The sequence below is a fragment of the Gallaecimonas aegicerasi genome, from assembly GCF_045291545.1.
In the GTDB taxonomy this organism is placed as follows: domain Bacteria; phylum Pseudomonadota; class Gammaproteobacteria; order Enterobacterales; family Gallaecimonadaceae; genus Gallaecimonas.
In genome coordinates, this window is record NZ_CP149514.1 from 2,576,303 (window position 1) to 2,595,306 (window position 19,004).

17 protein-coding genes and 1 pseudogene are annotated in these 19,004 nt (G+C 58.9%); 12 read left to right on the forward strand and 6 right to left on the reverse strand.

Features of this window, described 5'->3' with window-relative positions; all coding sequences use genetic code 11:
* Positions 1-24: 24 nt before the first annotated feature.
* Both WDB70_RS12675 and WDB70_RS12680 read left to right on the forward strand, forming a co-directional pair.
* The gene (locus tag WDB70_RS12675) at positions 25-432 is read left to right on the forward strand and encodes a hypothetical protein (RefSeq protein WP_406664896.1); all 408 of its coding nucleotides are present in this window, start codon (positions 25-27) and stop codon (positions 430-432) included.
* Complete coding sequence (locus WDB70_RS12680; protein WP_406664898.1) at positions 408-863, forward strand: hypothetical protein; 456 nt, start codon at positions 408-410, stop codon at positions 861-863. The genes WDB70_RS12675 and WDB70_RS12680 overlap by 25 nt, the downstream gene beginning before the upstream one ends.
* A gap of 29 nt (positions 864-892) precedes the next feature.
* Here WDB70_RS12680 and accC read toward each other — a convergent pair whose 3' ends face one another.
* The 4 genes from accC to WDB70_RS12700 all read right to left on the reverse strand — a co-directional run bounded on the left by accC (position 893) and on the right by WDB70_RS12700 (position 3,624).
* Positions 893-2,245 carry an acetyl-CoA carboxylase biotin carboxylase subunit gene (gene accC, locus WDB70_RS12685; protein WP_406664900.1) on the reverse strand — a complete coding sequence of 451 codons (1,353 nt, stop codon included), beginning with the start codon at positions 2,243-2,245 and terminating at the stop codon, positions 893-895.
* Between the two features lie 9 nt (positions 2,246-2,254).
* Entirely contained in the window at positions 2,255-2,707 is a 453-nt protein-coding gene (accB, locus tag WDB70_RS12690) for an acetyl-CoA carboxylase biotin carboxyl carrier protein (RefSeq protein WP_406664902.1), read from the reverse strand.
* Between the two features lie 25 nt (positions 2,708-2,732).
* Entirely contained in the window at positions 2,733-3,185 is a 453-nt protein-coding gene (aroQ, locus tag WDB70_RS12695; protein WP_406664904.1) for a type II 3-dehydroquinate dehydratase, read from the reverse strand.
* Between the two features lie 208 nt (positions 3,186-3,393).
* Positions 3,394-3,624, reverse strand: coding sequence for a cell division protein ZapB (locus WDB70_RS12700; protein WP_406664906.1), 231 nt, complete (start codon positions 3,622-3,624; stop codon positions 3,394-3,396).
* A gap of 154 nt (positions 3,625-3,778) precedes the next feature.
* Between WDB70_RS12700 and WDB70_RS12705 the strand changes: the two genes are divergently transcribed.
* The 8 genes and pseudogenes from WDB70_RS12705 to WDB70_RS12740 all read left to right on the forward strand — a co-directional run bounded on the left by WDB70_RS12705 (position 3,779) and on the right by WDB70_RS12740 (position 16,011).
* Positions 3,779-4,816, forward strand: a complete 1,038-nt coding sequence (locus WDB70_RS12705; RefSeq protein ID WP_406664908.1) for a formimidoylglutamase — start codon at positions 3,779-3,781, stop codon at positions 4,814-4,816.
* Between the two features lie 298 nt (positions 4,817-5,114).
* Entirely contained in the window at positions 5,115-5,354 is a 240-nt protein-coding gene (locus tag WDB70_RS12710; RefSeq protein ID WP_406664910.1) for a hypothetical protein, read from the forward strand.
* The gene (gene bcsQ / locus WDB70_RS12715; protein WP_406664912.1) at positions 5,351-6,127 is read left to right on the forward strand and encodes a cellulose biosynthesis protein BcsQ; all 777 of its coding nucleotides are present in this window, start codon (positions 5,351-5,353) and stop codon (positions 6,125-6,127) included. Before WDB70_RS12710 ends, bcsQ begins: the two co-directional genes overlap by 4 nt.
* A 13-nt stretch (positions 6,128-6,140) precedes the next feature.
* Positions 6,141-8,246, forward strand: a pseudogene (gene bcsA, locus WDB70_RS12720) (UDP-forming cellulose synthase catalytic subunit); the annotation flags it as partial.
* Between the two features lie 36 nt (positions 8,247-8,282).
* Positions 8,283-10,466, forward strand: coding sequence for a cellulose biosynthesis cyclic di-GMP-binding regulatory protein BcsB (gene bcsB, locus WDB70_RS12725; protein ID WP_406668096.1), 2,184 nt, complete (start codon positions 8,283-8,285; stop codon positions 10,464-10,466).
* Positions 10,456-14,580, forward strand: a complete 4,125-nt coding sequence (locus tag WDB70_RS12730; RefSeq protein ID WP_406664914.1) for a cellulose synthase subunit BcsC-related outer membrane protein — start codon at positions 10,456-10,458, stop codon at positions 14,578-14,580. The genes bcsB and WDB70_RS12730 overlap by 11 nt, the downstream gene beginning before the upstream one ends.
* Positions 14,573-15,043: a cellulose biosynthesis protein BcsD gene (bcsD, locus tag WDB70_RS12735; RefSeq protein WP_406664916.1), complete on the forward strand. Its 471-nt coding sequence runs from the start codon at positions 14,573-14,575 to the stop codon at positions 15,041-15,043. The genes WDB70_RS12730 and bcsD overlap by 8 nt, the downstream gene beginning before the upstream one ends.
* Complete coding sequence (locus WDB70_RS12740) at positions 15,001-16,011, forward strand: glycosyl hydrolase family 8 (RefSeq protein ID WP_406664918.1); 1,011 nt, start codon at positions 15,001-15,003, stop codon at positions 16,009-16,011. Before bcsD ends, WDB70_RS12740 begins: the two co-directional genes overlap by 43 nt.
* Before the next feature lie 5 nt (positions 16,012-16,016).
* On the opposite strand, the gene WDB70_RS12745 is transcribed toward WDB70_RS12740, so the two are convergent.
* On the reverse strand, positions 16,017-16,940 hold the full coding sequence (locus WDB70_RS12745) for a LysR family transcriptional regulator (protein ID WP_406664920.1): 924 nt from the start codon (positions 16,938-16,940) through the stop codon (positions 16,017-16,019).
* Positions 16,941-17,013: 73 nt separating this feature from the next.
* On the opposite strand from WDB70_RS12745, the gene WDB70_RS12750 reads away from it, so the two are divergent.
* Positions 17,014-17,883 carry a DMT family transporter gene (locus tag WDB70_RS12750; protein ID WP_406664922.1) on the forward strand — a complete coding sequence of 290 codons (870 nt, stop codon included), beginning with the start codon at positions 17,014-17,016 and terminating at the stop codon, positions 17,881-17,883.
* Here WDB70_RS12750 and WDB70_RS12755 read toward each other — a convergent pair.
* A complete protein-coding gene (locus WDB70_RS12755) occupies positions 17,852-18,202 on the reverse strand; it encodes a hypothetical protein (RefSeq protein ID WP_406664924.1) in 351 nt (116 codons plus the stop codon). The two genes, WDB70_RS12750 and WDB70_RS12755, sit on opposite strands and share 32 nt — an antisense overlap.
* A gap of 158 nt (positions 18,203-18,360) precedes the next feature.
* Between WDB70_RS12755 and WDB70_RS12760 the strand changes: the two genes are divergently transcribed.
* Entirely contained in the window at positions 18,361-18,978 is a 618-nt protein-coding gene (locus tag WDB70_RS12760) for a LysE family translocator (protein ID WP_406664926.1), read from the forward strand.
* Positions 18,979-19,004 lie beyond the last annotated feature (26 nt).

Consider the following 19,004-nt stretch of genomic DNA (forward strand, 5'->3'; position numbering starts at 1 on the left):
GGCAGCCCCCCGGCTGCCTTTTTTATGGGTGGCAAACCACACTCCGGTAATACCCGGAGGCCCATTGAGGAGGACGCGCCCATAGCGGACCACAGCATCCAGCCGGTACTGGACGAAGAAGAAAAAGCGTTCCTTGACGCCTTATACCAACAGCCGCAACGTTCGCGCTGGCGCTGCGTCAGCTACTGGCTGTTGTTATTGACAGGGGCCGCCCTGATGGCCTTGCTGGGATTCTGGCACAGCAGTGTCAGTATTGACTTGTACAGCACCACTAAAGGGCAGATCCGCTACGCGCAAAAGCCCCCCGCCGCCATTTTCAAGGCCAGCCAACAGCTACCGGCCGGCAGCCTGGTGACACATTTTGACGGCCAATGGCTAGCGTGCCAGCCACAGCAGGAGGGCTGGCAATGCCGGGAAATCGCAACGCCCTGATCTTACTGTTAGTCGTACTGGCTGCCGCCTATGGCATGGGCCGTTTGCTGGGGCAATGGCGGCCACTGTTACTGATCGAGGGCCATTGGCAAGGCCAGGCACTGCAAAGCGAAGAGGGTCGCTTGTTGACTATGCGTTATCAACTCTACACTCATGGCCGCCAGGTGGATGTCAGTGAACGCTTTTATGGCCCTCGCCAGCAGTTGCTGGGCCAGCGCCAACTGACCCTGCACTTTCTCGGCAAAACACCGGATACCGAACGCAATATCTTTGAACGCGCCAACCCACCGGCCGATGCTGGCCTACGGGTTGATACCAGCCTGCGTATGCCTTCATTACTGTATATCGATCACGACCATTACTTCGTGGTGCGGCGATTTTCCGAAGGCTACCTGGGCATGATGTTTACCCGTGCCAACAAAGGCACATAAAAAACGCCGGCGGTTGCCGGCGTTTTCGCTTATTCCCCGTCCAGGGCGGCGAGCTTTTTCTCAAGGTAGTGGATATTGGTACCACCGTTGTAGAAGTTCTCGTCCTTCATGATGAGCTTGTGCAATTCAGTGTTGGTTTTGATGCCATCAACAACAATTTCATGCAACGCGTTCATCATCCGGGCGATGGCCACATCCCGGTTTTCACCGTAGGCAATCAATTTACCGATCATGGAGTCATAATTCGGCGGCACCCGATAGCCACTGTAAATATGGCTGTCCCAGCGGATCCCCAAGCCACCCGGCGCGTGGAAGCGGGTAATTTGACCGGGGCTGGGAATAAAGGTCCGCGGATCTTCGGCGTTGATCCGGCATTCAATAGCATGGCCACGGATCTCCACATCAGACTGACTCAGCGACAACGGCTGGCCAGCAGCAATGCGTAGCTGCTCCTTGATCAAGTCAACACCTGTGACCATTTCGGTAACCGGATGCTCCACCTGAATACGGGTGTTCATTTCAATGAAGTAGAACTCGCCGTTTTCATACAGGAACTCAAAGGTACCGGCACCACGGTAGTTGATTTCCACACAGGCACGGGCACAACGTTCACCAATGGTTTTACGCATGGCATCGGTAATACCCGGCGCTGGCGCTTCCTCGACCACTTTCTGGTGGCGCCGTTGCATGGAGCAATCCCGCTCACCGAGGTGGATAGCGTTACCTTTGCCGTCCGCCAGTACCTGGATCTCGATGTGGCGCGGATTCTCCAGGAACTTCTCCATGTACACTTCGGAGTTGCCAAAAGCCGCACCCGCCTCAGCCTGAGTAGTGGCAATGGCACTGATCAGTTCCGCTTCCGAGCGTACTACCCGCATACCACGGCCACCGCCGCCGCCAGAAGCCTTGATGATCACCGGATAACCAATACGCTTGGCAATGGCCTTGTTGCGGCCTTCATCGTCCGTCAGCGGGCCGTCAGAACCTGGCACACAAGGCACACCGGCTTTTTTCATGGCGGCAATGGCTGACACTTTGTCCCCCATCAGGCGGATAGTGTCAGCAGTAGGACCAACGAAAATAAAATCGCTCTTTTCCACCATTTCGGCAAAGTCGGCATTTTCAGCAAGAAAGCCATAGCCTGGGTGGATAGCAACGGCATTGGTTACTTCCGCTGCCGCAATAATGGCTGGAATATCCAGGTAGCTGCGATTGGACGGTGCCGGACCAATACAGATACTTTCATCGGCCAGCAACACGTGTTTGAGTTCACGGTCTGCGGTGGAATGCACCGCCACCGTCTTGATGCCCATCTCACGGCAGGCGCGCAAGATGCGCAGCGCGATCTCACCGCGGTTGGCAATGACCACTTTATCCAACATGATGCGTCCTTATTCGATGATCAGCAGCGGCTCGTCAAACTCAACCGCTTCACCGTTTTCAATCAAAATGGCTTTCACGGTGCCGGAAACTTCCGCTTCAATCTGGTTCATCATTTTCATCGCTTCAATGATGCACAGGGTGTCGCCCTTGCTGACCTGTTGGCCAACTTCGACAAAAGGCTTGGAGCCCGGGCTGGAAGCGCGATAGAAGGTGCCGACCATCGGCGATTTCTGGGTGTAACCTGTAACTTCAGCAGCTGCCGGTGCTTCTACAGCTGGCGCGGCTGGTGCAGCCGCCACTGGCGCAGCAACCGGGGCCGGTGCGGCGTAGTGCATAGGCATAGCCTGAGCCACACCACCACGGCTGATGCGAACCGCTTCTTCACCTTCGGTGATTTCCAGTTCGTTGATGCCGGATTCTTCGACCAGCTCGATCAGCTTCTTGATTTTACGAATATCCATAGATCGGGTTCTCTGATTTTCTGCGTTAATTGATGGTCACTGACAGCTGCTGTTTCACAGCGTCCAGCGCGAATAGGTAACCTTGACTCCCGAAACCGCTGATCACACCCACTGCCGCATCAGACAGATACGAATGGTGGCGAAAGGGTTCCCGGGCATAAATATTGGACAGGTGAACTTCAATAAAGGGGATCGCCACCGCCAGTAACGCATCTCGTAACGCCACGGAGGTGTGCGTAAAAGCGGCCGGATTGATCACAATGAAATCTACCTGGCCGGCGGCCTGATGAATGGCATCGATCAGCTCATGCTCAGCATTGCTCTGTAGATGTTGCAACGCCAAACCCAATGACCTGGCATGAGCAGTCATGGCCTGAACAATGTCAGCCAGCGTGTCGGCGCCATAATGGGCCGGCTCACGAGTGCCAAGTAGATTCAGGTTAGGGCCATTGAGTACCAAAACTGTCTTATCTGCCATGATCTTCCGGAATTTTGCAGTTAACTGTCCGGCAACCAGCAATGAAATTTATTATTTCACCCTGGCTCGGGCCAAAATGGCCCTCGTTGCAAGCATTATATCGATCAATAACGAAAAGACAGCAAAATACTGGTCTTATCTCAGCAAAGTCCCGGTGGTTTCCCGACAGAATGCCTATAAAAAAGCCCGGTCTGACCGGGCCTGTTGTTCACAGTAGTTCATCAACCTGAGCAATTTTGCTCAGAACCGCGTTAATACGCTGCTGAACACTGGCCAATTCCTCTTTCAGGCGCCGGTTTTCTTCCTGCAGCGCCCCCTGCTCATCTGCAAGCTGTTGCTTCTGAGCTCTAACGTCCTCCAACTCCATCTGCAACAGGCCGATAGTATCCACCGCAGCCTGTACTTTACTTTCCAGTTTTTCCAACAATTCCAGCGACATGCATTCCTCTACGATAATCTGGCGCACAGCAGGCCGTTATGTGCCTGCGCCTTGGACGCCGGGCGAGGCTGAACCGGTTCAACATCACCTTGGTCAGAGCGCCCTTGTTTATTGTAACGTAACGCTTCTTACAAGAAACGATGTAACCGCCACCATGTCATTACAGGTTTATACCCACAGCGACATCGCTCCTTTAATCAACCACCGGCCACTGGAAACCAAAGTCGGTGAGGCACTGACTTTACTGCCACTGGCTGACCAGTTCAGTGACCGGCTGGCGCAAGCACGGGCCTTGGGAGCACGTTTTGCCTTATTGGGGGTACCTGAAGATATTGGCCCGCGCGCCAATATGGGCCGCGGTGGTGCCAACGAAGGCTGGCAGGCGTTCTTGCTGCGCTTTTTAAACCTGCAAAGCCACCCCGGCTTTGATTGCCGGCAACTGGCTTTGGTAGGCGCCTTGGATTTGAGCGAGCTACAGCGTCAAAGTGAGCAGCTTTGTAATCAAAGGCCAGAGCAACTTCAACAACTGCGCGCCATGGTGGAGCGAATCGACGAACAACTGGCCCCGGTAGTCGCAGCCATTGCCAATGCCGGCCTTATTCCCATTGTCATTGGCGGCGGCCATAACAATGCTTATCCCATTCTCAAGGGCATGCATCAGGCATTGGCAGAACCTTTGGGGGCCTTGAATATCGACCCGCACAGCGATTTTCGCCCCGCCGAAGGGCGCCACTCTGGTAACGGCTTTCGCTACGCCTATGATGGCGGCCACTTACGCCAGTATCAGGTGTTGGGTATGCACCGCTGGAAAAACTCGGCTGACAGTCAGCAAGCTTTTGCTGAGGCCGGCTTTGGCTGTGTAAGCTATCAACAGCTCTATCAGCGCCGCGCCATCACGCTTGAAGAGGCCGTAACGCAGTTATGCCAGCCACTGGCCGGCATGCCCGCCGGGCTGGAGCTGGATCTTGATGTCATCAACCAATTGCCCGCCAGCGCCTATACCAATACCAGCCTTACTTTGCAGGATGTAGAGCACGCCATTTTTCTGGCCAGCAAGATGCTGCGCCCGGCTTACTTGCACCTTTGCGAGGCTGCCCCCAAGCAACACCCTGCCGGCACCCCGGCCGGTTTCAGTGATTGCGGCCAGGCGTTAAGCACTATGGTGCTGGCCTTTTTAGAAGGTTATCAGTGATGCCCAAGGCGCCGCTCTGGCGATAACTGACGCTGACAACAGATGACATAACAACGCTCTTTCGTTATGCTTCCTCACTGCCCCTTGTGCTGGCCCTCTGCTAGCACCCCAAGGTTAATTTTTTGTTGCACAACAAAAAGTTAGAGCCTCGTCATTTTTTTGACACTTCGTCTTTTTTCTTTAATGAAACTGCTGTATAAGGTTTGTCCTTTAGTCATTCTGGTGCAGCGGCCATTTCAATATGCCTAGTGATCTGACACAACAAACCGCTGCCGTTCTCTGAGGACTCGGTTTCGTTATGGACACATACAATGATGTAGAGCGCTTCAACCGCAAGGTGGGAGGTACGCAACTACAACTACGCAGTTTCGAGCAGGACAGTGAGCTGTCATTTAACTCACAATGGGTTCTGCTAAACGATATTGCCGGCCTGCAACGGTCCGTTTCCTCCGCCGCCCAATGGCAATCTCCTCCCGTAACGGCCCCCGTCGAAGACAACAGCGATCTGCAAAGTGTGCTCAAGAAGGTCAGCGTATGAACCTCGTCTACTTCAGTTCCCCCAAAGGCGGGGTGGGTAAAAGTACCCTGGTTGCCAATCTCGCTTTTGCCTTGCAACGACTGGGGCACCAGGTAGTGGTAGTCGACTTTGACAGCCAGAATGCTCAGCGCCTGCATCTGGGCCTGCCGATGAGCGAGCAGCGGGGCCTGGTCGCACAACTGCAAAGCACTGACGACTGGCGCAACCTGATCCTCGAAACCCCCAGCGGTATTGGCCTGCTGCCTTACGGCAATGCCAACCGGGCACAGCGCGAACACTTCAATGCCCAACTACAGCAACGGCCGGACTGCATTGCACTGGGCCTGGGGCCACTGCTTAGCCAGCCGGGTTGTATTGTTCTGGCCGACCTGCCTACCGGCCCGGGCGAGGCGCTCTATACCTTGCGGGAAATGGAAGCCATCCCGGTCGTGGTGATGGAAGCCGACAGCACGTCGGCTGCCACCTTGGGGCAGGTCAGCAGTGACAACTTCCTCGCCGACGCAAAGGCGCTGTATATCGTCAATCAAGTCTATATCCGTAGCCGCCTCAACCGTGACAGCACCGAACTGTTTGAGAAAAAACTTGGTGCCGCTTTGCTGGGCACAGTGCACCGCGACGAAGCGGTACGCGAAGCGATCGCCAGCCAGAAGTCCATTTTTGAATATGCCCCCGCTTCTGCCGTTGTTCAGGATCTGGAAGCTATCGCCCGCAACATCAGCCGGATGTTGCCGGAAGCCTACGGGCACAGCGCAATGAAGCTGTCATTTAACTAAAAGGCGCTCTCTGATGAACCGCAACCAAGGGCGCCGCCTGGGCGTTCGCATTCTGCACTGGCTGGCGTCGCTGGCTCTGATTGTGATTGCAGCACTGATTATCACCACACCTTTGGGCCTGGCTCACCAAACCCTCTTCGGCGCTTCCGGTATTGTACTGGCACTGCTGGTTGGCCGCTTCCGTACCCGCTGGGCACGGTTGGTGCTGATCTTGATGAGCATGGTGATTTCCTGCCGTTACCTGTACTGGCGGGCCACCGACACACTGGTTTTTGACAGCGTCATCGAAACCATACTGGGTGTGGGGCTGCTGTTGGCCGAGATCTACGCCTTGGTGATTTTGGTGCTGGGCTTTTTGCAAACCCTGTGGCCATTGGACCGGCGCATTGTGCCGCTGCCTGAGGATGCCAGCAGCTGGCCAACCGTGGATGTTTATATCCCCACCTATAACGAAAGCCTGGAGATCGTGCAGGACACGGTACTGGCAGCCCTGAACCTGGACTACCCGAAAGACAAGCTCAAGGTCTACCTGCTCGATGATGGCCGCCGCCCTGAGTTTGGCGCCTTCGCTTCAGCCGCCGGAGTTGGCTATATCGTCCGCCCGGATAACAAGCACGCCAAAGCCGGTAACCTCAACCATGCCATGGGGCAAACCCAGGGTGAGCTGATCTGCGTATTCGACTGTGACCACGTTGCCACCCGCATCTTTTTACAAGCCACTGTCGGCGCCTTTGTAGCCGACCCGAAACTGGCACTGCTGCAAACACCTCACCATTTCTACTCGCCGGACCCGTTTGAGCGTAACCTGGCGCCCGGCCTGGACATGCCCGGTGAGGGCGAGCTGTTTTACGGACCGGTGCAAAAGGGCAATGACTTCTGGAATGCCGCCTTTTTCTGCGGTTCCTGCGCCGTGATCCGCCGCAGTGCTCTGGAACAAACCAACGGTTTTGCCGTGGAAACCGTCACCGAAGATGCCCACACCGCCCTGCGCCTGCAGCGCCAGGGCTGGAATACCGCCTTTCTCGGCCTGCCACTGGCCGCGGGCCTGGCTACCGAGCGGCTGTCGCTACACATTGGCCAGCGCGCACGCTGGGCACGCGGCATGACACAGATCTTCCGGGTTGATAACCCGCTCTTTGGCAAAGGGCTGAGCTGGCCACAGCGGCTGTGCTACCTCAATGCCATGCTGCACTTCCAGTTTGCCTTACCACGGGTGGTCTTTCTCACCGCGCCTTTGGCCTACCTGCTGTTCGGCCTGAACATTATTGCGTCGTCGCCGGAGATGATCCTGGCCTATGCAGTGCCGCACCTGTTTAACGCGATTTATACCAACTCCCATGTGCAGGGCCGGTTCCGTTACACCTTCTGGGGAGAGATTTACGAAACCGTGCTGGCTTTTTCGCTGATCCGGCCAACCCTGGCAACTCTCTGGGATCCGAAAAAAGGCAAGTTCAACGTCACCGAAAAAGGTGGCCTGCTGCGTGACGGTTATTTTGACTACGATGCTGTGAAACCTCATCTGGTCACGCTCGCGCTGCTGCTGGCAGGGGTAGCCTGGGGCATTATCCGGCTGTTCTGGAACGATATTTTCAACATTCAGCCCAGTGTGCTGATCCTCAACCTGTTCTGGGCCAGCTTCAGTGCGCTGATCCTGCTGGCCGCCGTTGCCGTGGCCAGGGAAACCCGGCAGGTGCGCAACACCGTGCGGGTCGATATTCGTCTGCCCGCCATAGTGCACCTGAGCAACGGCCATACCCTGCGCACCCACACCGAAGACTTGTCGATGGGTGGCATGCTGCTGGCCAATCCGCTGGCCGACAGCCTCAGCGATGCCGTGGTCGAAGACGTGGAGATCCGCTTTGGTAAGCAGTCGCTGCTGTTTGGCGTGAACCTGGTCGCCCACGATGAAAACAGTCTGCGTTTTCGCTTCAAAACCCTGCCGGTACGTCAGCGTCGCGAGCTGGTGCGGGTAGTTATGGGCCGGGCCGACGCCTGGTTACTGGATACGCCTCACCGCCAAGACAATCCGCTGCGCTCCGGTGCCATGGTCATGGGTGCGGTGGCCGGTTTGTTCAATCAGGAAAGTAAGAACCGGGGCTGGCAACGCTGGCGCCAACGGTTGTTTGGTAGCTGGAAGTTCCGGGTCAGTATGGTGATGGTACTGGCCTTGGCGCTGTCGGTGGTAGCCAGCCGCGCCTGGGCAGAGCCGCTGACCTACAAAGAACACATTTCGCTGCACGAAGCCGGTGTCAACGGCGACATGACCATTCTCGCCAATGGCGCCAATAACGGCGTGCATTTTTCGCTGCGAAAAGACGAGTTGGTGACCGCCGCCACCCTGGCCCTGGATGTCCGCTACCCCGGCGCGAGCTTTCCCAAAGACAGCTATCTGGATGTGATGCTCAATGGCCAGGCGCTAAAAAGCATTCCTCTGGACCCCTTTGGTGCTGACGGCCAGACCGTCAAAATCACCATTCCGCCGGCGCTGGTGGTCAGCCAGAACGACCTGAACTTTCGCATTCAGGGGCAGCAAAACGCGACCTGCCACCGTGAAAAAGCCGATCCAAACCGAGTGCTGATCGCCGACAGCTCGGCGCTGTCGCTAAGCCTGGAACGGCTGCCCCGGCCTAGCACTCTGGCCATGTTCCCGGCGCCCTTTTTTGATCAGGGCATTATGGGTTCGGTGACGGTTCCCATGGTGTTGCCGGCCGACGCCAGCAACAGCCAGCTGCAAAGTGCGGCGCTGGTTGCCTCTTATTTTGGCAAACTGGCCGCCTTTCGCGGCGCGCGCTTCCCGGTCAGCCGCCACGACCTGCCCAATGCCGATGCCATTGCTTTTGTCACCGGCGCGCAGCTGCTGGGTATGCAGCTGCCGGCGCCCACCGGGCCACAGTTACGGATCATCAATAACCCGGTGGCCCCGCAGTATAAGCTGCTACTGGTGATGGGCCGGACTGACGCCGAAGTAGCAGAAGCAGCACGCTATCTGGTGACCAAAAGCGACAAGCTCAGTGGCCAGCAGATGGCCGTCAGCACGGTAACCCTGATACCACGCCAGCCATTTGATGCACCGAACTGGGTCGGCACTGATAAACCGGTGCAGCTGGGCGCATTGGCCGACAGCAACGCCCTCATTGCCCGTGGCATCAACCATGGCGCGAACGATGTCAACTTCCGCGCCGCGCCAGATCTGCTGTTGTGGCGCAACCGCGGTGTGCCGCTGCATGTGCGCTACTTGTTCCCGGAAGGCGACTGGCTGGACGAAGGCCGTTCGACCCTGAATGTGTCGCTGAACGGCCAGTACCTGACTTCGTTGCCGGTCAACAACCGTGGTATCGGCGCCACCATTATGGGCTGGCTGGGCAATGACATTCGCCAGCAGGAAGCAACGGTGGAGCTGCCGTCTTACCTCTTGTATGGCGAAAACAAGTTGCAATTCTACTTTGACCTGCGGCTGCACCCGCGCAGTGACTGCGACCAGGTGCCGGCCAATGGCGTGCTCAGCCGCATCCTGCCCAGTTCGACATTGGACATGGGCCAGGCCCGGCATTTCACCAAGTTGCCGAATCTGTCTTATTTCGTCGGCGCCGGTTTTCCGTTTAGTCGCTATGCCGATCTGTCGCAAACCACCGCCCTGCTGCCCGCCAAGCCAACGGCTACAGAATTGTCGACCCTGCTGGCACTGGTTGGCCGCATTGGCGCAGCCACCGGCTACCCCGCCTACGGCCTGCAGGTACAGCAGGGGCTGACGCTGTCAGCCGATTTGGTCGACCGTGATGTGTTGGTGGTCAGCACACTGGCCCGGCTGGCCGCCAGTTCGGTGTTGCAAAGCAGCCCCTTTGTGGCCCGCCAGAGCCACCTGAGCCTGAAAAACACCAGTTGGACCGAGCGCTGGAAAAGGCTCTTCTCCGGCGACTGGACCCGCCAGGGCAAAGCCGCCCGGCGCGTACTGGAAAGCCAGGAACACTTCGAAGGATTGCTGAGCTTCTTGTCACCGCTCAACAGCAAACGCACCGTGGTGGTGGCCAGTGCCAGTGATGATCAACAGCTGGCCAGCATGCTTGGCGATCTGGACCAACCGAAAGCGTCCAGCGAGATCCATGGCGATCTGGTGCTGTTGGGGCCGCAGCAGGTACGCAGCTATCGGGTCGGGCCGGTAACCGGTGTTGGTGACCTGCCCTGGGATATGCGCGTGCGCTGGTATTTCGGCCAGCACGTACTGCAACTGCTGGCTATTTTGCTGCTGGGTATCTTGCTTGGTGCCAGCCTTATCTATCCATTTTTGCGGGCCCACGCCCGCCGCCGCTTGCCGGACGGGGAACAAAAGCATGATCAATAAACCCTGGTTACTGTCGCTGGCATTGTTGTCTGCCGGCGCCCTGGCCGCTGACGACAGCGCCATTCACACGCTCTTTCAGCAGGCTGATTTTTGGCAGGGTAAACACCGTCAGGATCTGGCCAAAGATGCACTAAAACGCATTCTGGTGGCTGACCCGGGTAATAAAGAGGCGCTCTACCGGCTGGCTTTGATTGCCATTGCCGAGGGCAACAGCCAGCAGGCCAAGGCCCTGACCGCCAAGCTGCGCCAGGCCGCCCCAGGCGACCCCCGGCTTGAAGAACTGCGCATTGCTGCCGCCAGTACCCAACTGGACTCCAACGCCCTGGCCGAGGCCCGCTTACTGGCGGCAAACGGCCAGTATGATGCCGCCGTCAAGCGCTTCCAGGCGCTGTTTGGCGGTAGCCAGCCACCGGCCAGCCTGGCCGTCGAGTACTATCAGACACTGGCTGGTGCCAGCAACGGCTGGACGCCCGCCAAAGACGGCCTGGCCGCCCTGCACGCCAGGCAGCCGAATAACCAGTCCATTACGCTTGCCTACGGCAAAGTGCTGACCTACCGCGCCAGCACTCGCCGCCAGGGTATTAAGCTGCTGGCGTCACTGCCTGTAAGCGCAAACACCGATGCTCCCTTGCGTCAGGGGTTGCTGTGGCTGGCCGCCAGCACAGCCGATAAAGGACTGTACGACCAGTACCTCAAACGCCACCCCGACGACAAAGCACTGGCCAAGCATTATCACGATGCCACTACCTTGACCGTAACAGAGCAGGCCAGCCGCGACCGAACTGCCGGCTACCGCCACTACAGCAAAGGCCAGCTCAGTGCCGCCAGTCATAGCTTTCGGGCGGCACTGGCAATCAACAGTAAAGATGCCGACGCCATCGCCGGGCTGGGGCTGGTGGCCCTGCGTCAGGGCCAATTTGAAACGGCCAAGGCACGCCTGAGTCAGGCCATGAAGCTGTCACCAAAGCACCGCCAACGCTGGCAAAAGGCCTATGACAGCGCCCGTTTTTACGGCACCTTGCAGGACGCCCGCGAGCTGGCCAAGGCCCATCAGTATGATAAGGCTCAGGCTCTGGTGACACCGCTGGCCAGCAGCAACAGCCCGCACCGGGTTGATGCCCAGCTGTTAGAAGCCGACTTGCAGGCCCAAACACACCAGCTCAGCGCCGCAGCCGATGGCTATCAGAGTATCTTGCAACAGCACCCGGATAACGTTGATGCCAAGGTCGGCCTGGTGAATGTGTTGCGCCAACAGGAGCGTTGGCAGCAAGCCAGTGCCTTGATGGCACAGCTGCCAAAAGAGGCCCGCCAACAGTTGGGTGATCTGGCCACCAACCAGGCCCTGATGTTGCGTGACCGGGCCCGCCATGAGCCGCCGGTGCTGGCTGAAGCCACCCTGCGCCAGGCGCTGTCGCTGACCCCCCATGACCCGTGGATCCGCCTGGATCTGGCAAAACGCCTCAATCAGCAGGGCCGCCCCTTGTCAGCCCGCATTGTGATGACCGAAGGGCTCGACAACGACCCCGACAATGCGCACCGTTACGTGGCCGCCGAGCTGGCCCGTCTGCAGGGCCGCTGGGGCGATGTCAGCCACCTGCTGACCGCCATTCCCAAGGCACAGCGCTCAGCCGAAGTAACATCGCTGTTGGAGCAGGCAGCACTACAGGCTCGGCTGGCCGAAATTAAACGCCGCCAGGCCGTGGGTGACCGCCAGGGCGCTCAGAAGTTAATTCTCGACCTCTACAACAACCCACCCGCCAGCCCGGCCGGGGTTGGCCAGGTAGCCCAGGTGCTACAAGCCAGCGGCGATGATGCCATGGCGCTGATGCTGGCTCGCCAGCAAGCCAGGCTGGACAGTAACGCACCGCCGGGGGATTACCTGGACCTGCTGTTGGTGATGGTCAAAGCCGGTGACAACGAAGAAGCACAAGGGCTTATCGACAAACTGTCGGCGCGCCGTGACCTGAGCCAGGATGACTGGCAAGCCATTGAAAAACTTCGCAATGCCAAAGCAGTCGCCGAGGCTGATAGGCTGCGCCTCGATGGCAAACTGGCCGACGCCTATGATCTGCTGGCCAAACGGCTGCGCGTGGCGCCCGATGACATGCCCATGCTGCTGGCCATGGCACGGCTGTATCAGTCTGGCCACAAAGACCAGCGGGCAAACCAGCTCTATCAATATCTGGTAGCCAAGCACCCGGGCGATCTCAATGCCCTCAAGGGAGCGGTGAACAGTGATCTGGCGCTCGGCCGCGGTGAACATGCCCAGCACTTGATCGATGCCCTGCCACCGAGCCAGGCCCGTGAGCCAGAGATGCTGCTGCTGGCCGCGCAGGTTGCCCATGCCAACGGCCAGGACGACAAAGCCCTGGCCTTGCTGCAACGCTCGCGCCAATCACTGTTTAAGGATCAGGCGCCACAGCCCTGGCTGGCCGCCAGTGGCCAACAGCCCGATTACAACAACCCGTTCCGCGACAACCAGCAAAAACCGCAGGCTAATCAACGTCCGGCCTGGTTGCCCGGCGAGGCCGGGGTCGGTAACTCGCCCTGGCAGCAAGCTAAAAATCAGCCGCCCAGTCTGGTCGCCCAGATTGACAGCCTGCGCCAACGCATCCGCCAGCAACAATCGCCAACCCTGAACGCAGGCCTGGCCTTGCACAGCCGTAGTGGCGCCGCTGGGTTAGGTAAACTGGACCGCATTGAAACCCCGGTCAGTGTTTCGTTTAGCACCGGTGGTCATGATCGGATGACCGTAGCCGTCACCCCGACCTACCTTAACAGTGGCGCCGCCACCGGCAACAATGCCAGCCAGTTCGGCACCAGCGCCATCGCTTTGTCTGGTGTCAGCCTGGCCAGCACCTTACAAAAGCTGCCCGCAGTGCTGGACGGCATTGAGCAGCTGGCTGACAGCTATAACAGTGCCCAGCAGCTGGCTGACGCAGCCGCCGCTGACCCCACTACCACCACCGTGCGCCAGCTACAGCTGAACAACGATGCTGCCCAGGCCAAACGCGCTTTTGATCAGGCCGCCGCACAGGACTTGCTCAAAGCCCTTGGCCTTAACAGCAATAACCTCAGCGCCGATGCCCGCCAGAAGCTGGCCGCATTGTTCGCTGGCTTGCCGGTGAACGGCGGTAGTGTGCTGTCTTCCACCAGCCTCAATGCCTTTTTGGCCAGCCGTGATCAGCTCGAAGCGCAGGTTGCCCAACTGCAACAGCAGCTGCTGCAGGCCAGCAACAGTACAACGCTGTCGCCGCTACAGCATGATACTGGCCTTGGCCTGAAACTGGCTTATCAGTGGCACCAATGGCAGGCTGACATTGGCACCACACCGCTGGGTTTTGCTCAAAGCAACTGGGTAGGCGGTGTGCGCTGGCAACCAGAGCTCAGCCACGAGTTGGGGCTGGATCTGGGCCTGCAACGCCGGCCCGTCACAGACAGCGTACTGTCTTATGCTGGCACCACCGATCCGCGCACCGGTAAAACCTGGGGCGGCGTAACCCGTAACAGCCTGAATCTGGGCCTGCGCTTTGATAATGGCTCCCTGGGCCTGTATGGCAGCCTTACCGGCGCTCGTTACCTGGGTAAGGGCGTTGCTGATAACAATGCCTTTGAGCTGGCCATGGGCGGTTATTTGCGGCCCATCAATGATGAGCACCACTCACTGCAAACCGGTATTCATGTCAGCTTTATGGGTTTTGACAAGAACCTCAGCTATTACACGCTGGGTCATGGGGGTTACTTCAGCCCGCAGGATTATGTTTCTGTGGCCTTCCCCATTACCTATAAGGGCCAGTGGCAAAAGCTGCACTACCGCCTGCACTTTGCACCCGGTTTCCAGAGCTTTACTCAGGATGCAGCACCCTACTTCCCCACAGACCCGCAGCTACAAGTGGCCTTTGACGCCATGGCGGCGCTGGGGCTGACACCGCAGTCACAGTATCCGGCCTTTAGCAGCAGTGGCTTTGGCCTCAATGCCGGCGCTCAGGCTACCTACCAGATCAACCCGGCGCTGAGCCTGGACGGTCAGCTCGGTTACGACAGCTTTGGTAACTACAACGAGCTGTCGGTACTGTTTAACCTGCACTACCGTCTGGGGTTAACAGATGAGTGAGCTGACTGACTATCTGCTGGCAGCTCACTGCCAGCCGCAGTGGCGCGGTTTTCTGCTGAGCCTGTTCAAGCAGCTTCCCGCCGCCTTGCCAAAAGAGCACTACCAGACGCTACTGAGCCATATCGGCCGGGACATGGCGGCAGCAATGCCGCTGTCACCCCAGCCGAGCCTACCGGCGCTACAGCACGCTATGAACCAGTACTGGCAGCAGCGTGACTGGGGCCAGGTACGGCTGAGCATGGCCGGGCAACACATTGTCATTCACCATGTGGGCTGCCCGGTGCCGGCCGCCCAGGGGCTGACCGACGACAACAGCACCGAGGCGCTGGCAATTGTTCTGGGGGCTGTATACAGTCACTGGTTCGAACAACAAGGCGGCGACAAACACGCCCGGGCAAGGCTTATCAGCAAAGGGGATGCATGGCTTTATCATTACTCCAAGGAGCCCGCTACCGCTGGCTGACAGCCTGGTTCGGTGGTTTTTTACTGTGTTTTTCGCTGGCTGGCCACGCCATGGACTGGCCGCAATATCGCAGCCAGTTCATCCGTGACGGCGGCCGGGTTGTTGATACCGCCAATGGCAATATCAGCCATTCCGAAGGCCAGGGTTACGGCATGTTGCTGGCCGTGGCCAACGATGATCGCAACAGCTTTGACCTGCTCTGGCAGTGGACCCGCCAGCATCTGGGCCGCCACGATGTAGCGCTGTTTGCCTGGCGCTACGACCCCAATGCCAAGCCGCATATCACTGACAATAACAATGCCGCTGACGGTGACTTGCTGATTGCCTGGGCCTTGCTCAAGGCTGGCCTGCACTGGCAAGACAGCAACTACCTGCGCTTATCGAAACGGATCCGTGACACCATTCGCGACAAAATGGTGCGCGTCTGGGCCGGTCAGCAGGTACTGCTGCCCGGACTGGCCGGTTTCACCGGTAATGATTTTGTCGACATCAATCTGTCGTACTGGGTGATGCCCGCCCTCAAAGACTTTGCCGATGCTGACGGTCCCGGCAGCTGGCAGCCCCTGCTGGCCAGCGGGCAGGCGTTGTTGGCCGCCAGCCAGTTTGGCAGCCACAAACTGCCCACCGACTGGGTACGGCTATACCAGAACGGCCGCGTCACACCAGCGCCGAAGTGGTCACCGCGCTTTGGCTACGATGCCGTACGGATCCCGCTTTACTATTGCTGGGCCGACCTTTGCCAGGCCCCGGCACTGGCGTCAATCAAAGCCTATTGGCAGCACCGCCAGCCGCTGCCGGCCTGGGTTAATGTCAATACCGGTACGGTGGCGGCCTACCCGGCCTCCGCCGGGGTTGAGGCGATCCGCAGCCTGTTGCTGACCGGCAACCTGCCCGCGGCCAAACCGGTTACCAGCTATTACGCCAGCTCGTTGCTGTTACTGAGCCGCCTGGCCGTGCGCCAGCAGTAGCCAGGTTAGTTGGCCGGTTGTTGTTGCTGGCTGCTGTCAATGATCAGCTCTTTCAGCCATAGCAGCCCTGGCTCCAAAGCAAAGCGTGGGTGCCAGGCCAGCACCTGATTAAAGCGCAGCGCCGGGTCGGCCAGCAGCCGCTGCTGTAGGCCATACTGCCGGGCATACAGGTTGGCCACCGCCGAGGGCAGCACCACGGCCAGCGGCGTTTGTTGCAACACGCCCGGCAGGGCCTGAAAATCCGCCACCTGCAAGCGAATTTGCCGCGCCAAACCGGCTCCAGCCAGCCAGTTATCCAGCAGCAACTGGCTATGCCCCCAATCGGACGGGTAAATGTAAGGTAGCGCCGCCACCTCCGCTGGCGTTGGCACTTCCGGTAGCGGCTGCCCGGATAGCAGGCTCACCGAGGCACTGGCCAGCTGCTGCTGGCTCAGCCGTGGCGACAAATGCGCCGGCTCGGTAAACCCCACCACCAGATCCAGCTCACCCTGCTCCAGCTCGCGCTCATAATCAGAAGCGCCCAGTACCTGTAACCGCAAGCTGACACCGGGCGCCTGTGCCATGACAGCAGCCATCAGCGGCGGCAACAGCACCATTTCAAAATAACTGCCGACCGCCAGCGTGAAGCGGCGCTGACTGTTGGCGGCATCAAAGCCGGTGCTTTGGCTGATGGCATCGTCAATGGTGGCCAGCGCCTGAGCAAAAGCGGGTGCCAGCGCCAGGGCGCGGGGGGTGGGTTCCATGGCCTGGCGGCCCGATACAAACAACGGGTCGGCCAGTTGCTGGCGGCAGCGGCTGAGGGCATGGGACACCGTTGACTGCGACAAATGCAGTTCACGGGCCGCCGCCGATACCGAACGGTGGCGCATCAGCGCGTCAAACACCTTCAGCAGATTCAAATCGAGCTTGCTCATATCGAAATTAGCCATGGGTTAATGCAGATAATTCATTTTTACCATGTTAGCCCCTTGCCTAGAATGGCCGCCATTCGCCGGAGGGGTCATGCTGAAAAATTATCTGTTCTTACTGGGGGTTGGGCTTATCTGGGGCTCGCAGTTTTTGTTCCAGCAGCAAGCGGTAGCAGCGCTGCCACCGGTGTGGGTGGGCGCTGGCCGGGCGCTGGTAGGTTGCCTGACACTGCTGGTGCTATGCCGCGCACTGGGTCTCAAAGCCAGCCGTAAGCAATGGCGCCAATACCACCTGATTGGCTTTTTAGAAGCCACCTTGCCCTTTGTGGCCGTCGCCTGGGGCCAGCAATATCTTAATACCGCTGTCGCCGCCATTTTGATGGGCACCATCCCGTTTTTTGCGGTGCTGTTAAGCCCGCTGCTGATCAAGGGCAGCCGCATCAGCGGCTGGGGCCTGTTGTCGGTGTTGGTGGGGTTTGCCGGGCTGCTGGTGCTGTTTGCACCGCAACTGGGCGAAGGCGTCAATGCCGGGCTCTTGGGCTCATTGGCGATCATCGCGGCGGCCGCCTGCTTTGCACTGGCCTTGCTGCTGCTCAAACGCCTGGACAGCGAAGAGCCGCTGATTGTGGCCCGCAATGTGTTGATTGCCGCCAGCAGCCAGCTATTGGTGGTGGCGCTGATCGCAGCGCCGCTGGGCAGCTTCACACCAACGGCAGCCGCCTTTGGCTCGGTACTCTATCTGGGCGTGATGTGTGCCGGGGTAGTGTACTTCCTGTACATGGTACTGATCCGCCATGCCGGGCCAGTGTTCGCGTCACTGTCGAACTATCTGGTGCCGCTGGTAGGGGTGATCCTGGCCGCCACCCTGAACCATGAACAGCTGGCCCATACCACCTGGCTGGCGCTGGCGGTGATCCTCTCGGCTGTGGCCATTAACCAGCTTGGCGCTCGCCACCAGCGTTAACAGGCGGCTCCCGCAGGCGCTTTCTGGCTAACACAATGGCGGCAATGATAAGCACCATATCTGCCAGCTGAAAGCGTAGGTCATGGTTGTGGCCGGTCACCATGATCAGGAGCTGCGCCAGCTGGGCGCCGGCGGCGATGGCCATCACGGCCACCCGCAAGGGGGTTTTAACCTTACCAAAACGAAACAGCACCAGTACCGCCAACACCGCCGCCGACACACTGAGCGCGGCCAGTGGTACGCCACCAACAGCAAAACGACCGGCCAGAAAGAGCGCATCCAGGCCAGCAAAAAGATAAAACCAGCGGCTTGTTGTCATTAGTGATCCTTACCTGAGGGGCAATCCTTGTGCCCCTTTTACCAAAAGCGGCCAATCCCTGCAGCTCATCGGCTTCGGGCTGTGACCAGTCTCACAGGCGCTTGAGCACCTGGCCAAGGCGCTTTAAGGTAAAGCACCCTGATTGCCCGGATGCCGTTGTGGATACCCACGTTTTACTGGTTTTTCTCACTACCTTCTTTTTTGTGTCGATCACCCCCGGCATGTGCATGACCCTGGCCATGACGCTGGGGATGACCGTGGGCGTACGCCGCACCGCCTGGATGATGGCCGGTGAACTGCTGGGCGTGGCGGTGGTAGCGGTATCGGCTGTAGTCGGGGTGGCCGCCATCATGCTCAACTACCCACTGGTGTTTCACATCGGTAAGTATTTGGGCGGTGCCTATCTACTGTATCTGGGCGTGCAGATGTGGCGCTCCCGTGGCCGCCTGGCCCTACGCCCGGACGACGCCCCGCGCAGCGTAGGCCGCCGGGCACTGGCGGTACAAGGTTTTGTGACCGCCGTCGCCAACCCCAAAGGCTGGGCCTTTATGGTGTCGCTGCTGCCCCCCTTCATTGACACCAGCCGCCCGCTGACCGGGCAACTGGCACTGCTGGTAGGGATGATCCTCTGCACCGAACTGGTCAGCCTGCTGCTCTACGCCAGCGGCGGCAAACAACTGGGGCGTTTTTTCAGCCGGGGCCGCAACCTGACACTGGTGAACCGTATCGCCGGCACCCTGATGATGGCCGTCGGGGTGTGGCTGGCATTGGAGTAAAAAAGCCGCTTTCGCGGCCTTTTTTC

Excerpts from the sequence above, each read along its gene's own strand:
- WDB70_RS12745 (WP_406664920.1), bottom strand. The coding sequence starts at position 16,940 with ATGGCTAATTTCGATATGAGCAAGCTCGATTTGAATCTGCTGAAGGTG.
- bcsQ (WP_406664912.1), top strand. The coding sequence starts at position 5,351 with ATGAACCTCGTCTACTTCAGTTCCCCCAAAGGCGGGGTGGGTAAAAGT.
- accC (WP_406664900.1), bottom strand. The coding sequence starts at position 2,245 with ATGTTGGATAAAGTGGTCATTGCCAACCGCGGTGAGATCGCGCTGCGC.
- accB (WP_406664902.1), bottom strand. The coding sequence starts at position 2,707 with ATGGATATTCGTAAAATCAAGAAGCTGATCGAGCTGGTCGAAGAATCC.
- WDB70_RS12730 (WP_406664914.1), top strand. The coding sequence starts at position 10,456 with ATGATCAATAAACCCTGGTTACTGTCGCTGGCATTGTTGTCTGCCGGC.
- WDB70_RS12740 (WP_406664918.1), top strand. The coding sequence starts at position 15,001 with ATGGCTTTATCATTACTCCAAGGAGCCCGCTACCGCTGGCTGACAGCC.
- aroQ (WP_406664904.1), bottom strand. The coding sequence starts at position 3,185 with ATGGCAGATAAGACAGTTTTGGTACTCAATGGCCCTAACCTGAATCTA.
- WDB70_RS12680 (WP_406664898.1), top strand. The coding sequence starts at position 408 with ATGCCGGGAAATCGCAACGCCCTGATCTTACTGTTAGTCGTACTGGCT.
- WDB70_RS12710 (WP_406664910.1), top strand. The coding sequence starts at position 5,115 with ATGGACACATACAATGATGTAGAGCGCTTCAACCGCAAGGTGGGAGGT.
- WDB70_RS12700 (WP_406664906.1), bottom strand. The coding sequence starts at position 3,624 with ATGTCGCTGGAATTGTTGGAAAAACTGGAAAGTAAAGTACAGGCTGCG.
- WDB70_RS12750 (WP_406664922.1), top strand. The coding sequence starts at position 17,014 with ATGCTGAAAAATTATCTGTTCTTACTGGGGGTTGGGCTTATCTGGGGC.
- bcsD (WP_406664916.1), top strand. The coding sequence starts at position 14,573 with ATGAGTGAGCTGACTGACTATCTGCTGGCAGCTCACTGCCAGCCGCAG.
- bcsB (WP_406668096.1), top strand. The coding sequence starts at position 8,283 with ATGGTACTGGCCTTGGCGCTGTCGGTGGTAGCCAGCCGCGCCTGGGCA.
- WDB70_RS12755 (WP_406664924.1), bottom strand. The coding sequence starts at position 18,202 with ATGACAACAAGCCGCTGGTTTTATCTTTTTGCTGGCCTGGATGCGCTC.
- WDB70_RS12705 (WP_406664908.1), top strand. The coding sequence starts at position 3,779 with ATGTCATTACAGGTTTATACCCACAGCGACATCGCTCCTTTAATCAAC.
- WDB70_RS12675 (WP_406664896.1), top strand. The coding sequence starts at position 25 with ATGGGTGGCAAACCACACTCCGGTAATACCCGGAGGCCCATTGAGGAG.